The 15,400-nt window shown below is 63.3% G+C and carries 11 protein-coding genes; 9 read left to right on the top strand and 2 right to left on the bottom strand.

Annotated features, from left to right (window positions below):
* The first annotated feature begins 3 nt into the window (after nucleotides 1-3).
* The 6 genes from QUH67_RS27410 to QUH67_RS27385 all read left to right on the top strand — a co-directional run bounded on the left by QUH67_RS27410 (nucleotide 4) and on the right by QUH67_RS27385 (nucleotide 7,447).
* Nucleotides 4-990: an ABC transporter ATP-binding protein gene (locus tag QUH67_RS27410; RefSeq protein ID WP_300942550.1), complete on the top strand. Its 987-nt coding sequence runs from the start codon at nucleotides 4-6 to the stop codon at nucleotides 988-990.
* The gene (locus QUH67_RS27405) at nucleotides 987-1,988 is read left to right on the top strand and encodes an ABC transporter ATP-binding protein (RefSeq protein ID WP_300942549.1); all 1,002 of its coding nucleotides are present in this window, start codon (nucleotides 987-989) and stop codon (nucleotides 1,986-1,988) included. Before QUH67_RS27410 ends, QUH67_RS27405 begins: the two co-directional genes overlap by 4 nt.
* Nucleotides 1,988-2,923, top strand: coding sequence for an ABC transporter permease (locus QUH67_RS27400; RefSeq protein ID WP_300942548.1), 936 nt, complete (start codon nucleotides 1,988-1,990; stop codon nucleotides 2,921-2,923). The genes QUH67_RS27405 and QUH67_RS27400 overlap by 1 nt, the downstream gene beginning before the upstream one ends.
* 46 nt (nucleotides 2,924-2,969) lie before the next feature.
* Nucleotides 2,970-3,788, top strand: coding sequence for an ABC transporter permease (locus tag QUH67_RS27395; RefSeq protein WP_407080483.1), 819 nt, complete (start codon nucleotides 2,970-2,972; stop codon nucleotides 3,786-3,788).
* Between the two features lie 21 nt (nucleotides 3,789-3,809).
* Nucleotides 3,810-5,084, top strand: a complete 1,275-nt coding sequence (locus tag QUH67_RS27390; RefSeq protein ID WP_300942545.1) for an alkaline phosphatase family protein — start codon at nucleotides 3,810-3,812, stop codon at nucleotides 5,082-5,084.
* 152 nt (nucleotides 5,085-5,236) lie between these two features.
* A complete protein-coding gene (locus QUH67_RS27385; RefSeq protein WP_300942543.1) occupies nucleotides 5,237-7,447 on the top strand; it encodes a hybrid sensor histidine kinase/response regulator in 2,211 nt (736 codons plus the stop codon).
* A 2-nt stretch (nucleotides 7,448-7,449) separates the two neighbouring features.
* On the opposite strand, the gene QUH67_RS27380 is transcribed toward QUH67_RS27385, so the two are convergent.
* Together QUH67_RS27380 and QUH67_RS27375 are read right to left on the bottom strand one after the other, a co-directional pair.
* Nucleotides 7,450-8,379: a response regulator gene (locus tag QUH67_RS27380; protein ID WP_300942541.1), complete on the bottom strand. Its 930-nt coding sequence runs from the start codon at nucleotides 8,377-8,379 to the stop codon at nucleotides 7,450-7,452.
* Nucleotides 8,369-11,740 (bottom strand): hybrid sensor histidine kinase/response regulator, encoded by a 3,372-nt coding sequence (locus QUH67_RS27375; protein WP_300942539.1) that lies wholly within the window; start codon nucleotides 11,738-11,740, stop codon nucleotides 8,369-8,371. Before QUH67_RS27375 ends, QUH67_RS27380 begins: the two co-directional genes overlap by 11 nt.
* A 175-nt stretch (nucleotides 11,741-11,915) precedes the next feature.
* On the opposite strand from QUH67_RS27375, the gene urtA reads away from it, so the two are divergent.
* From urtA to urtC, 3 genes are all read left to right on the top strand, one after another.
* A complete protein-coding gene (gene urtA / locus QUH67_RS27370) occupies nucleotides 11,916-13,175 on the top strand; it encodes an urea ABC transporter substrate-binding protein (protein ID WP_300942538.1) in 1,260 nt (419 codons plus the stop codon).
* 131 nt (nucleotides 13,176-13,306) lie between these two features.
* The gene (urtB, locus tag QUH67_RS27365; RefSeq protein WP_300942536.1) at nucleotides 13,307-14,233 is read left to right on the top strand and encodes an urea ABC transporter permease subunit UrtB; all 927 of its coding nucleotides are present in this window, start codon (nucleotides 13,307-13,309) and stop codon (nucleotides 14,231-14,233) included.
* A 15-nt stretch (nucleotides 14,234-14,248) separates the two neighbouring features.
* Entirely contained in the window at nucleotides 14,249-15,397 is a 1,149-nt protein-coding gene (gene urtC, locus QUH67_RS27360) for an urea ABC transporter permease subunit UrtC (RefSeq protein ID WP_300942535.1), read from the top strand.
* Nucleotides 15,398-15,400: the final 3 nt, after the last annotated feature.

Below are 15,400 nucleotides of genomic sequence, written 5' to 3'. Positions count from 1 at the left end.
GCCATGGAGCCGCTGGTCTCGCTCGACGGCCTGACCGTCGCCTTTAACGGCGTAAAGGTGCTCGACGGCATCAGCCTCAGCGTCGGTCGCGGCGAGGCGGTCGGGCTGGTCGGTGAATCCGGCTCGGGCAAGTCGGTGACGTGGCTGGCGGCACTCGGTCTGCTTCCGAAGACCGCTTCCGTCGGCGGCAGCGTGAAGCTTGAAGGCAGCGAGATTCTCGGCGCGTCGCCGGCCGCCATGGACAGGGTGCGCGGCGGCCGCATCGCCATGATATTTCAGGACCCGGCGAGCGCATTGAATCCGGTGCTGACGATTCGCCGGCAGGTCGGCGAAAGCCTGGCCCTGCATCGGGGGCTTTCGGGAGCCGCGATCCACGCCGAAGCCAGGCGCCTGCTGGACCTCGTCGGTATCCCGGATGCGGAACGCCGACTATCCGCCTATCCGCACGAATTTTCCGGCGGACAGAACCAGCGCATCATGATCGCGATGGCGTTGGCCGGGAATCCGGATCTGTTGATTGCGGACGAGCCGACCACGGCGCTCGATGCGACAATCCAGGCGCAAATCCTCGAACTCATCCGGCGCGTACGCCGGGAGACCGGCATGGCGATCGTGCTCATCAGCCATGATCTCGGCGTGGTCGCGGAAAATTGCGACCGCGTCGCGGTGATGTATGCGGGTCGTGTGGTGGAGGAGGCGCCGTCGGCGGAATTGTTCGATGATCCGCGTCATCCCTACGCACACGGGCTCATCGGATCGTTGCCGCCCATCGACGGCCCGCGCCGCCGGCTCACCGCCATCGCCGGCACCGTGCCGGATCCGAAGGCCATGCCGAACGGCTGCGCCTTTGCGCCGCGTTGTGGCCGGGCGACCGCGCCGTGCGTCACGACGCCGCCACGGCTTCGCGCTGTCGGCGAAGGTCGACGTGTGGCCTGCGTCATCGATCGGCACGCGGAAGCAACTGAAACCATCAGTCAGGCCGCCGAATGACCACGCCGTTGCTGAGCGTTGACCGGCTGGTCCGGACTTACCGGATGCGGGCGGGCATGTTCGGTCGCTCTCGTGACGTCTGTGCCGTCGATGGGGTGACCTTCGGGATCAACCGCGGCGAGACCCTCGGTCTCGTCGGCGAATCCGGGTCGGGAAAATCGACCACGGGCCGGCTCGTGCTGGGCCTGGAAAATCCGGACGCGGGGTCTGTCGCCTTCCATGGCGACCGGCTTCCGGCGATGGACACGGCGGAATGGCGGGCTTTGCGCGCCCGGATGCAGATGATTTTTCAGGATCCGCTGGGTGCGCTCGACCGCCGCCTGCCGATTGCGGCGCAGGTGCGGGAGCCGCTCGATATTCACGCCGTCGGAGACGAGGCGTTTCGTGCGGCGCGCGTGCAGGAGTTGATGCGCAGTGTCCGGCTTTCGGACGATGTCGGGCGGCGATACCCGCATGAACTGTCGGGTGGCCAACGCCAGCGCGCCGTGCTGGCGCGCGCTTTGGCGACAAGGCCGGATTTTCTGGTTTGCGACGAGCCCGTCAGTGCGCTCGACGTTTCGATCCAGGCGCAAGTGGTCAATCTCCTGATCGATCTTCAGGCAGAACTGAATTTGACGATGCTGTTCATCAGCCACGATCTGCGCGTGGTGCGCCAGATCAGCCAGCGCGTCGCGGTCATGTATCTCGGGCGTGTGGTCGAACTGGGGAGCGCCGACGATCTGTTCGTCTCGCCGCAGCACCCCTACACCAAGGCGCTGGTTTCGGCATCGCCGGCCCCCGGCACGCGCAGAGTTGAACGGATCGTGCTTTCCGGCGATCCGCCAAATCCAGCGGCGAAGCCGGGCGGATGCGCCTTTCACCCGCGATGCCCGAGCGCCTTCGCGCGCTGCCGCACCGAAGCGCCGGTGCTTGTCGAGGTTGCCCCCGATCGAAGCGTGGCCTGCCATCTGACCGGGCTTGAATCGCCTGCCGCTGTAGCGTTGGGAGCCGTTGCCTGATGGCGCGCTATTTCGCGATCCGTATTGGACGGGCGATGATCACGATCGCACTGGTCGTCACCTTTGCGTTTGTCGTGCTTCGCCTGTCCGGCGATCCGGCCCTGATCATCATGGGCCCGGAGGCGCCGCCTGAGGTCATCGCCGCCTTCCGCAAGGCGTGGGGGCTCGACGATCCGATCTGGATGCAATATTTCGATTATTTCGGCGCCATCGCCAAGGGTGAACTCGGACGCTCGATGCGCGATGGCCGTCCGGCGATCGAACTCGTCCTCGAGCGTATCCCCGCCACCCTGGCGTTGACGATCCCGGCGCTCCTGCTCAAGCTTGCGATCGGCATCCCCGGCGGCATTTTCGCGGCGCTGCATCGCGGCAGCCTGATCGATCGCGCGGTGATGATCGGGGCCGTGGCCGGGTTCACGGTCCCGAGCTTCGTGCTGGGCCTCGTGCTGGTGTTGATTTTCGCCGTACAGCTCGGCTGGCTGCCGTCCGGCGGGCAGGAAACCTGGCGGCACGCGATCCTGCCCATATTCACGCTCGGCATCGGAGGCGCGGCGGTGCTTGCGCGCTTCACGCGCAGCGCGATGCTGGAAGTGCTGGGCCAGCCCTACATCCGCACGGCATCGGCCAAGGGCGTTTCGTGGCGCGCGGTGGTGCTGTCGCACGCCTTGCCCAATGCCGCGATCCCGACGGTCACGATCATCGGCTTCATGGTCGGGACGCTGATCGCCGGCGCCGTCGTCGTCGAAAGCGTGTTCTCCTGGCCCGGGGTCGGGCGGCTGCTTGTCGTTGCCGTTGCGAACCGCGATCTCGCCGTGGTGCAATGCATCCTGCTTCTGGTCGCGGCGACGATGGTGACATCGAACCTGATCGTCGATTTCCTCTATGGTTTCCTCGATCCGCGCCTGAGGAGCCGGGAAGCGGCGGGGGCGCACTGACATGGCCGATGTGTCGTTGCCGGAATCAACCGTGGCGAAACGAACGATGTCGTGGCCGCGGATTCCGCCCCTTGTCGCGATTGCCATCCTGTGGGTCGTTGCCATGCTGGCGGTGGCGATCCTGGCGGAGGCGATCGCGCCCTATGGCGTTACCAAGATGGATCTGCGCAACCGTCTTTCGGCCCCCGGCAATGCCGCGCATTGGCTCGGAACCGACGAACTCGGCCGCGATGTGCTGACACGGCTGATTTTTTCAATCCGCATTTCATTGCTGATCGCTTTCGGCGCGACGGCGATCTCGGCCATCGTCGGCACGCTGCTCGGATTCTTCGCGGCGCATTTCCGCGGTCTCGCCGAACAGGCCGTGCTGATGTTGGCTGACTTTCAAGCCAGCATGCCGTTTCTGATCCTGGCGCTTGCCGTGCTGGCATTTTTCGGATCGTCGCTGCCGCTGCTGATCGGGCTGATGGGCTTCTATGGCTGGGAGCGCTACGCCCGGATCGCCCGCGGGTTGGCGATCTCCGCGACAGGGCAGGGCTATGCCTCCGCCGTCAGGCAGCTCGGCGCCGTGCCGTCGCGGATCTATCTGCGCCATATCCTTCCCAATATCGCCTCCACATTGATCATCTCGATGACGCTGGTGTTTCCCGAAGTCATCCTGCTCGAATCCGGGCTATCGTTTCTCGGTCTCGGCGTGCAGCCGCCGATGACCAGCCTTGGCAACATGGTGGGTTATGGCCGCGAGTATATCGGCAGCGCGCCGTGGATCATGCTGACGCCGGCGGCGATCATCACGCTGACGACGCTGGCGGTCTCGCTGATCGGCGACTGGCTGCGCGACAAGCTCGATCCGACCCTTGCTTAAGCTGTCAAAAAGGGATTGCCGATGTCACACCCGATCGTCGTCACCGTCATCTGCGACGGGCACCGGCCGGACTTCGTTTCCGAGGAGACCACGCCGCAGATGGCGCGGCTTCGGCGGGCTGGAACCTGGTTCGCGGACCATCGCGGGATTTTTCCGTCGGCGACACGGGCGTCGTCGGCGTCCATTGCCACCGGATGCTGGCCGATATCGCACGGACTGCGGGGCAATGCGGTCGCATTGCCGATCGAGAATGGGCACGAAGTTCATGATGCGGGCAGGCCGGAGTTCTACGAGACGTATCGTAATCATTTCGGGCGATTGTTGACACGCCCTTCCTTGTCGCAGCGGGCAGCGTCGCTGCACGGCGCGGTGCTCTGTTCCAACGTCTCGCCGGGCGCGGCCTTCTTTCACGATGCGGAGGGGCACGGCGAACTGCACCACCGCGAACTGAGCTACAGCCGGGGCCGGGTGCCGCTGATGCCCGCGATTGTCGCGCCTCCCGGCGCGGTCGGCGATGCGGTGCTGGCGGACAAATTCAGTTCGATCCTGATGGAGCGGCCGCCTTCGGTTGCAACGCTTTGGCTATCCGAGCCCGACAAGACCATGCACGCCTTTCCGCTCGGCTCGCCGCAACATCTCATGGCGCTACGCGAGGTCGATAGGCACGTTGGCGCGGTCGCGGAAACCGTGGAGTGGTTGCGGGACCGCGGTCATGATGTGCTCCTGCTCGTCGGATCGGACCATGGTCACGAATCCGTCACCGGGACCGTGCCGGTGGAACGACGGCTGCACGAAGCGGGATTCAAGATGAGCCTGGATAGCCCGGAGATTGTCGTGGCGCCCCAGGGATCATCGGCTTTCATTCATTTCGGCGGCGACGCCCTGCCGCGGCGCATGGAGGTAGCCGACTGGCTCGGCCAGCAGTCCTGGGCCGGGCGCATTATCATGGGCGAAGACCTTGCCGAGCTTGGCCAGATTACGGCCGCCGATGTTCTCGCGATCGATATGGCGAAGTCGCCCGGCCGCAACTGCAACGGCGTTCCGGGACTCACGGCGATGGCGGTTCGCTTCGCGGAGAACGAGGATGCCGTACGGCGCGATTGCGGCATGCACGGCGGGCTTGGTCCGCATGAGACCCGGCCGACGTTGATCGCCGTCGGCAACGGATTTTCAGCCGGCAGCGTGGTCACGACGACGAGCCGCATCATCGACCTCGCGCCGACCGCGCTGCGCCATCTCGGCTTGCCCCTCGATGGTCTCGATGGTGTGGTGCTCGGCGGCCCGGCGCCGGGCTGAAACGAAGGGCGCCCGGACCGTCGCAGTATCCATGCTGTGTCCGGCATGGGGCAACGATCGAACGTCGAACGCCCGTAGTATTACGGCCGCTCTTTCTTACGTGGCGTCAATGGTTCCGCAGCTACTCCATTCCAATTGGGGCTGGGACCACGATGGCGCAGATGGCAAGGGCGATACGATGGCCTCGGAGGAAAAACGCCAGGGGGCGGGTTTCCGCTACCACCTGGACCACCGCCCTGATCGCGTTGACATGCGTCACCTTCATCGGCGTCGAAGCCCTTCATATCGTGCAGCATCGAGCCTTCGTGCTGGCGGACGGCGAGAAAGAGAACGTCAATCTCGCCAACTCGCTCATGCAGCAAGCCGAGCTTACCTTTCGCACCGCAGACGCACTGTTGGTTGCAACCGTGTTCCGGCTTGAAAACAGTCCGTTCTCAAGCAAGGAGCAAGAGCTTTCAGGGGCGCAGTTTGCTGAACAAATCCAACACTCACCCCAGTTCTCCACCATCGGGATAATCGACGCCGACGGGACAATGGTGGCCAGCGCCGTTGAAATCCCGGCAGGGGCCACCTTCTCGGACCGGGAGTACTTCCTCCATCATCAGGCTCGAGCCGATCGAGCGTTGTACATCGCCTCGCCGGTACGAGGACGTACGACGGGCAACTGGATCATTCCGGTATCCCGGCGCTTCAATCGTCCGGACGGCTCATTTGGCGGCGTTGTCCTCGTGGCCATCAAAGCCCAGTATTTTCAGGAACTGTACAACCGACTCCAGATCGGCGACAACGGCGCGATCCTGCTGGCGTCCCTGAAGGGCAAATTGCTGGTGAGGCGACCGTTCTCAGATGCCAATGTCGGTCGTGACATGACCAAGAGCGGCATCTTCCAGCACCTCAAGAATTCACCGGTTGGTACCGTCGAGATCGTGTCGTCCACCGACGGCGCCCGCCGTCTCAACAGCTATACGACCGGAGCATCTTTCCCGCTCGTTATTGCCGTTGCGCAGGATACCCAGGAATTGCTGGCGCCGTGGGTGCAAAGCACCGTGCGCCGGCTGGGCGAGGCCGGCTTTCTGGTTGCGCTGTTTACGCTGCTCGGGGTCATGATCTGGCGAGCAACACATCGCCTTGCGGGCGAAGCAACCAAGCTGCGGGAATCCAACGAGAGGCTGAGCGCGGCCACCAAGGCGGCCGAGGCGGCGAGCCGGGCGAAATCCGAGTTCCTGGCGATCATGAGCCACGAGATCCGCACGCCGATGGCAGGCATGATGGGGATGATCAACCTGCTGACAGGAACGGCGCTCGATCCCGAGCAGCGAGGTCTGGCCAAAGTGGCGGAGGAATCCGCCAACAACCTGCTGACGATCGTCAACGACATCCTGGACTTTTCCAAGCTCGAGGCGGGTCAACTCGTGCCGGAAACAATCGATTTCGAGCCCCGGCAATGCGTTGAGGCTGTTGCTTTGCTCATGGCTCCGAAAGTGTGTGAAGGCCTTGTCATCAGAACGTCGTTTGCCGACGACCTGCCGGCCTTGATGCGGGGTGACCCAGGTCGGATTGGCCAGATTCTCCTCAATCTGGTCGGCAATGCGATCAAGTTCACGGAGAAGGGCACGATCACCGTCACCGCATCGCATCTCCTTTTGGCGGATGGCGACATCGAGCTTCGCATCGAAATCGCCGACACCGGCATCGGCATCGAGCCGGAAACGCTGGCAAATCTGTTCAAACCCTTCACCCAGGCCGATACATCCATATCGCGCAAATATGGTGGCTCCGGCCTCGGCCTGGCGATTTGCAAACGGCTTTGCCAAACCATGGGCGGAGACATCGAGGTCGAAAGCGAACCAGGCACGGGTAGCAAGTTCTCCTTCTCGGTTCGCTGCCAGGTGGTTACCGCATCTGTGGCGGCGGCGCCTCCCTTGGCGCCGGTCATGGATGACGGCGTTGCTGCGTCACTCGACATCCTCGTGGCGGAGGACAACGCCATCATGCGAACGCTGATCTCGAAGCTGCTTTCCCGCCGCGGCTATCAGGCTGACCTCGTCTGCAACGGCGAGGAGGCTGTCGCGGCGGTGCAGAAAAAGCCCTATGACCTCGTGCTGATGGATATGCAGATGCCGCAGATGGACGGCATTTCCGCGGCTGCGGCGATCCGCGCCTTGAGCGGCCCGCAGCGCGATGTTCCGATCATCGCGCTGACCGCCAACGCGCTGGTGGGACAACGCGAAATCTGTCTGGAGGCCGGCATGAACGGCTTCCTGACCAAGCCGATACAGCCCGACGCACTGTATGACGAGCTGAGGCGCTGGTCTCCCCGAAATGCGGTGAGCCCTTCCTCCGAGGCACCGCTGGAAACCTGATGTCAGGATTTCCGGTGCCTGGCATTCACCGCGATGGCGGCCGCCGCCGTGCGGTTCTCAACCCCGAGTTTCGAATAGATCTGTTCGAGGTGCTTGTCGACGGTGCGCGGGCTCAGGCCCAGGATCTGCGCGATGTCGCGGTTGGTCTTGCCTTTCGACAGCCACGACAGCACTTCGCCCTCGCGCGCCGTCAGGCCGAGATCGCTGGAGAATTCGGAAGGCGTCTCGGCGCCGGAATCCTTGGCCAGCCGCAGCAGGAATTCGTTGCTGCCGAGCCTGCCCATATATTGCAGCCGCAGCTGTTCGTTGCCGGGAAGCGCCGTCATGATCGCGGCTTTCGACCCGGCCTTGCCCTTGCGGGCCTGGTCCAGCCATTGCGGGATCGGGTCGGGCAGCACGACATCGTCGTCGCTGTCGGCGCTGAGCGCATCCGACAGCAGCTTTTGCGCCTGCGGGGTCGCCCACATGATCTTGCCGGCGGCGTTGACGGCGAGCAGATAGCGGCCTGAAACGTCGAGCGCGGCGCGCGCGCTCTGCGTCAGCCGCGCATTCGCCAGATGGACGCGGATGCGCGCCAGCATCTCCTCGACCGCGATCGGCTTGGTGACGTAGTCGACGCCGCCGGCTTCCAGCCCCCGCACGATATGCTCGGTCTCGGCGAGCCCGGTCATGAAGATGATCGGAACGTGGTCCAGACCTGCATCACGCTTCAATCGCCTGCAGGTCTCGAAACCGTCGAGGCCGGGCATGACGGCGTCCAGCAGCACGATATCGGGCGTGATCTGGTCGACGATCCGCATCGCCGCCGCGCCGTCGAGCGCGACCATGACCGTCATGCCAGCGCCGTCGAGCGCGTCGGTGAGCAGCCGCAGCGTTTCCGGCGAATCATCGACGATGAGGGCGACGTCGCGCTTTTTGGATTCAGTGATCATAGCTGTGCAATGTTTTCAAGGCCGCCATGTACTGGTCGAGATCGAAGCGGTCGATCAAGGCACGCATTTGCGACACGAAGTCGGCATGTTCAGGGTATTCCTGGCCGATCTCGTCCAGCTTGACCTGGATCGCTCTGACATAGCCGAGCTGGCCGAGGCCGATCAGTTCCTCGACATATTTCACCGGTGGCCGCGAGCCCGTCTCCGGCCTCCAGCGCGGCGGGGGAGCCGGTTCGGCCTCGTATTGCCATTCGAGCCTGAGCAGTTGCCGGATCGTCTCCAACAGCTTTGGAATATCGATCGGCTTCATCAGGTAGCCGTCGTGGAACGGCTGCGCCAGCGGCGCGCCATGCGCTTCCAGCGCGCTCGCCGACACCATCAGGATACGGGCCTGGTGATGGCCGCTCGCGCGCAATTTTTCCGCCACCGTCCAGCCGTCCATGCCGGCCATCGAGATATCGAGCAGGAACAAATCCGGCCGGCAATGCTGCGCCAGCGCGAGACAGCCCGTGCCGTCAGGCGCGCTGAGCAAAATGAACCCGAGCGGCGTCAGCACCTCGCGCAGGAGATCGCGCTGGGTCGGATCGTCGTCGGTGATCAGGATCGTCTTGCGCGGCCCGTGATAGCCGAAGATCGGCGCCCCGACCGGCGCGATCCGCGTCGGGTTGGTGACTTCGGAGAGCAGGATCTTGACGCGGAACGTGCTGCCGGTGCCGACCTCGCTCGTCACCCGGATATCTCCGCCCATCACGCCCGCCAGCAGCCGGCTGATGGTCAGCCCCAGACCAGTTCCGGTCTGCGGCTGCGACACGCCCAGCGCGCCGCGTTCGAACGGCGCAAAGATCCGTTCGAGATCGTCTGGCTGGATGCCGGGGCCGGTGTCGATGATCTCGAACTCGGCGACCGGGCTGCGGTAATGCACGACGAACTGCACGCTGCCGGTCTGGGTGAATTTCAGCGCGTTCGACAGCAAATTGATCAGGACCTGGCGCAGCCGCTTCTCGTCGGCATAGACGACCAGCGGCAGCACCGAAGGCCGCCGGAACACGAAGTCGATGCCCTTGGCGGCCGCCTGGACGCGAAACATGCCGACGAGCTGCTCGAGGAATTCGCTGAAGCGCACCTCGTCGCGCGACAGATAGAGCCGGCCGGCCTCGATCTTGGAAATATCCAGAATACCGTCGATCAGCCCTGACAGGTGATCGGCGCTGCGGCGCACCACGCGCACCTGGTCGCGCGGCTTTGTATTGAGGCTGGAATCCTGTTCGAGCAGCTGGGCGTAGCCGGAGATGGCGTTGAGCGGCGAACGCAGTTCATGGCTCAACCCCACCACATAGCGGCTCTTGGCGAGGTTGGCGGACTCAGCCACTTCCTTGGCGCGCTGCAGCTCGGCGTCGGTGCGCTTGTGGGCGTCGATTTCCTGGATCAGGAGCGCGGTCTGCCGCCGCGTTTCGGCCTCGGCTGCGCGGCGGCTCTCTTGGGCCAGCACGAACAGCCACGCCACCACGCCGATGATGATGGTGAGCGCGAAGAACACCTTCCACAGCACGTCGGACACAAGCAGGGTGTCGACCCCGATCGTCGCCGAGGTCTGCAGGTAGATCAACCCGAGCGTCAACCCGACCAGGCCCGCGGACACCGCGAAGACCCCGACATAATGCCCGAACTGCGAGTTGATCCGGGCGTAGATCGGCTGCGGCAGCATTTTGCCCAGCGTCTCCGAGACCTGCGCGCCGATCCGCGCATGCGGCTTGCAGAGATCGTGGCAGCGTGCGTCGAGCGAACAGCACAGCGAACAGATCGGCCCCGCATAGGCTGGGCAGGAGGCCATGTCCTCCGGCTCGAACGAATGCTCGCAAATGCAGCACTGGATCGCTTCGAGATTCTGCCAGCTTCGTTTCGGCTTGCGCGCGATGTAATATTTGCCGTCGGTGGCCCATGCGATCAGCGGCGCGGTGATGAAGGCAACAGCGAGCGCCACGAAGGCCGACAGCGCCTTCGCGGTCGGTCCGAACAGGCCGTAGAACGCCGAGATCGACACGATGGTCGCGATCAGCATGGCGCCGACGCCGACCGGATTGATGTCGTAGAGATGCGCGCGCTTGAACTCGATGTGCTGCGGGCGCAGCCCAAGCGGCTTGTTGATGACGAGATCGGCGACCAGCGCGCCGACCCAGGCGATCGCGACGTTGGAGTAGAGCGCCAGCGTCTGCTCCAGCGCCTTGTAGACGCCGATTTCCATCAAGAGCAGCGCCACCATGACGTTGAACACCAGCCAGACCACGCGGCCGGGATGGCTGTGCGTCAGCCGCGAGAAGAAGTTCGACCACGCGATCGAGCCGGCATAGGCGTTGGTGACGTTGATCTTGACCTGCGAGAGAATGACGAAGGTGCCGGTCAGCGCCAGCGCGAGATCCGGCTGCGACAGCACATACCGGAACGCTTCGAGATACATGTGCGCCGGGTCGGCCGCCTGTTCGTTGGTGACGCCATGGCTGAGCGCGAAGTAGGCGAGGAAGGAACCAACCAGCAGTTTGAGCGCGCCAAAGATGATCCAGCCGGGGCCGGCGCTCAGCAGCGCGATCCACCACGACGTCCGCGAGGTACGGCGGTCGCGCGGCAGGAACCGCAGGAAGTCGACCTGTTCGCCGATCTGCGCCACCAGCGAGAACACGACGGAGGCCGCGGTGCCGAACAGCAGCAGGTCGAGATGGCCGGTCGTGTCGCCATGTTCGCCGGCGAATTTACGCCACTCGGTGAATGAATGCGGGTTGGCCCAGGCGATGGCCACAAAGGGAAGGATGTGGAGCACGACCCAGAGCGGCTGCGTCCATAGCTGGAAGCGGCTGATCAGCGTGATGCCATAGATCACCAGGGGGATGATGACGACGGCGCTGATGAGATAGCCGATCGGGCGCGGGATGCCGAAGCACATCTCCAGCGCGGCGGCCATGATGACCGCTTCGAGCGCGAAGAAGATGAAGGTGAAGGAGGCGTAGATCAGAGACGTGATGGTCGAGCCGATATAGCCGAAGCCCGCGCCGCGCGTCAGCAGGTCGATATCGATGCCGCATTTGGCGGCGTGGTAGGCGATCGGCAGTCCGCAAAGAAAGATAATGACGCTGACGACCAGGATGGCGGCGGTGGCGTTGGCTGCACCGTAATTCAGCGTAATCGTTCCGCCGATCGCTTCCAGTGCGAGGAATGAGATGGCGCCTAGCGCCGTGTTGGCGACGCGGGCGGCCGACCATCGCCGCGCGCTCTTGGCGGTGAAGCGCAGCGCATAGTCTTCCAGGGTCTGGTTCGCAACCCATTGATTATATTGGCGCCTGACGCGGTCGATCCGCTGCCGCCCTGCCACTTCATCACTCCTGCCCGGTCTGCTCGGTCTTCGTACGTAGACAGCAAACCCCGCACACAACCTACGTCGCTATTTTGCGGTGCAGTATACGCGATCTCACGTATCAGTGCAGTGCACAATTCTAGGCAATCCTCGCCTGACCAATAAGCGTTCTCGAACCAACAATGGGGTGCTCATGTCAGACGAAAAAAACAAGGATCTGCAGTCGCCGCTTCGCCGCAAACTGCTGATGGGCGCGGCGGCGTTGCCGCTGATCTCGATGCTTCCGCGGCCCTCGTTCGGGGCCGGGCCTGCGACCGCAACGGTCAATACGACCGGGCTCGCGGTGACGGACACTGAAGTCACCGTCGGCATCCTGCACTCGGCCACCGGCACGATGGCGATTTCGGAAACAGGTTCGATCCAGGCCGAAAAGCTCGCCATCGAACAGATCAATGCGATGGGCGGCGTGCTCGGACGCAAGATCAAGTTCATCCAGGAAGACGGCGCCAGCGACTGGCCGACCTTTGCCGAAAAGGCCAAGAAGCTGCTCGTCAACGACAAGGTGGCAGCCATCATGGGCTGCTGGACCTCGGCATCGCGCAAGGCGGTGCTGCCGGTCATGGAACAGTACAACGGCATGCTCTATTACCCGACCTTCTATGAAGGCCTCGAGCAGTCCAAGAACGTCATCTACACCGGCCAGGAAGCCACTCAGCAGATCCTCGCCGGCCTCAACTGGATCGCCAAGGAGAAGAACGCAAAATCGTTCTTCTTCATCGGCTCGGATTACATCTGGCCGCGCACCTCGAACAAGATCGCGCGCAAGCACGTCGAGAACGTGCTGAAGGGCAAGGTCGTCGGCGAGGAATATTACGCGCTCGGCTCTACGCAGTTCAATTCGGTCATCAACAAGATCAAGCTCACCAAGCCCGACGTCATCTTCACCGACGTGGTCGGCGGTTCCAACGTCGCCTTCTACAAGCAGCTCAAGGCGGCCGGCATCGATCTCTCGAAGCAGGCGCTACTCACGATCTCGGTGACCGAGGACGAGATCGACGGCATCGGCGGCGAGAACATCGCGGGCGCCTATGCCTGCATGAAGTACTTCCAGTCGCTCGACAATCCTAACAACAAGGAATTCGTCGCCGCCTTTAAGAAGATGTGGGGCGAAAAGACCGTGATCGGAGACGTCACCCAGGCTGCCTATCTCGGCCCGTGGCTGTGGAAACTGACGGTCGAGAAGGCCCAGAGCTTCGACATCGACAAGATCGCGCCTGCCTCGACCGGTGTCGAATTCAAGGGCGCGCCCGAAGGCTACGTGCGCATCCACGAAAACCATCACCTCTGGTCAAAGACCCGCGTCGGCAAGGCCAAGCTCGACGGCCAGTTCGAACTGATCTTCGAGACCGCCGATCTCGTAGAGCCCGATCCGTTCCCGAAGGGCTACCAGTAAGCGCCGCAGGACTCCGCGCGGCTTTCTCCTGTGCACCAGCTCCCTGGCGTGGACCGTCAATCCGCGCTTGACGACCCCGCGTCGCGAATTCGTTCGCGACGCGGGCCTTATCCCTCGACGGAGAAACATCGATGTTCGGTGACTATTCGATTGGCGATCTCGGCTCCATCTTCGTCATGCAGGGCTTTGCGGGCCTGATCCTGTTTTCCGTCTACGTGCTGATGGCGCTTGGTCTTGCGATCATCTTCGGCCAGATGGGCGTCATCAACATGGCCCACGGCGAGTTCATGATCCTCGGCGCCTACGTCACCTGGATGACGTCGAACGTTTTCCAGTCCTATCTGCCGGGCCTGTTCGGCGGCTACTTCTTCCTCGCGATGATACTTGCCTTCCTCGCGTCAGGCGCGCTCGGAATGCTGGTCGAATGGGCGCTCATAAAACATCTCTACAAGAGACCGCTCGATACGCTGCTCGCCACCTGGGGCCTGAGCTTGATCCTGCAGCAGACCTATCGCTCGGTGTTCGGCCCGCGCGAAGTCGGCGTCGAACTGCCGCAATGGATGCTGGGCTCGCTTAAAGTGACCGACTCCATCGAAGTGCCGATCAACGGTATCTTCGTGATGGGCCTGACACTGCTGATCACCGTCGTGGTCGCCTATGTCCTGTACAAATCGCGCTGGGGCCGCCAGGTCCGCGCCGTGGTGCAGAATCGCATCATGGCCGGAGCCGTCGGTATCAACACCGAGAAAGTCGACCGCTACACCTTCGGGCTGGGTTGCGGCATCGCCGGCGTCGCCGGAAGCGCCTTCACCATGATCGGCTCGACCGGGCCGACGTCCGGCCAGCTCTACATCGTCGATACCTTCCTGGTGGTCGTGTTCGGCGGCGCCGCCAGCCTGATCGGCACCATCGCTTCCGCCTTCTCGATCTCGCAGACCCAGTCGACGCTGGAATTCTTCATGTCGGGCTCAATGGCCAAGGTGCTCACGCTGCTCGCCGTGGTCGGAATCCTGATGCTGCGGCCGCAAGGTCTGTTCGCCCTCAAAGTCCGCAAATAACGGAAGCAGGAAGTCATGATCATCACGTCACGCTTCTTCAATCGGTCCGAGCTGATCGGCTTCGTTGCCCTGGCTCTGGTCCTGTTCGTGATCCTGCCGCTGTCGCTGGATGTGTTCCGTCTCAACCTGGTCGCCAAATACCTGACCTACGCCTTTGTCGCGATCGGGCTGGTGCTGTGCTGGGGCTATGGCGGCATCCTGAGCCTGGGGCAGGGGGTGTTCTTCGGCCTCGGCGGCTACTGCATGGCGATGTTCCTCAAGCTGGAAGCCTCCAGCGTCGAGAACACCAAGATCCAGTCGACGCCCGGCATCCCCGATTTCATGGACTGGAACCAGATCACCTCGCTGCCGCTGTTCTGGCAGCCGTTCCACAGTCTCACCTTCACTATTCTTGCCATCATCCTGGTGCCGGGGCTGTTCGCGCTGATCATCGGCACCGCGATGTTCAAGCGTCGGGTCGGCGGCACCTATTTCGCGATCATCACCCAGGCGATCGCCGCGATCCTGACCATCCTGATCGTGGGACAGCAGGGCTATACCGGCGGCATCAACGGCATGACCGACCTGCGCACGCTGAAAGGTTGGGACATCCGGCCCGACCACGCCAAGATCATCCTGTACTTCGTCGAAGTGGTGTTGCTGTTTGCCTGCATCGGCATCGCGCAGTTCATCCGTTTGACCAAGCTCGGACGCATTCTGGTCGCGATGCGCGAACAGGAAGACCGTGTTCGCTTCTCCGGCTACAGCGTCGCCAACTTCAAGATTTTTGCCTTCTGCATGGCCGCCGTGTTCGCCGCGATCGGCGGCGCGATGTTCGCGCTCAACGTTGGGTTCATGTCGCCATCCTTTGTCGGCATCGTGCCGTCGATCGAGATGGTCATCTACACCGCGGTCGGCGGGCGGATGTCGATCTTCGGGGCGGTGTGGGGCTCGCTGCTGGTCAATTTCGCCAAGACCAGCCTTTCGGAATCCTTCCCGCAGCTCTGGTTGTTCGGCCTTGGCGCACTGTTCATTGCCGTGGTGCTGGCCTTCCCGAACGGTCTGTCCGGCATCTGGCAGGACTACGTGCAGCCGCGCATCGACAGGCTGCTGGCCATGCGAAAACCGAAATCCAAGAACGGCTGGAGCGACACTTCCGTCGCCGATGGCGCGCCGGCGGAGTGAGGA

Source organism: Bradyrhizobium roseum, from assembly GCF_030413175.1.
Classification (GTDB): domain Bacteria; phylum Pseudomonadota; class Alphaproteobacteria; order Rhizobiales; family Xanthobacteraceae; genus Bradyrhizobium; species Bradyrhizobium roseum.
This window is presented reverse-complemented; position numbering and strand designations above follow the sequence as displayed.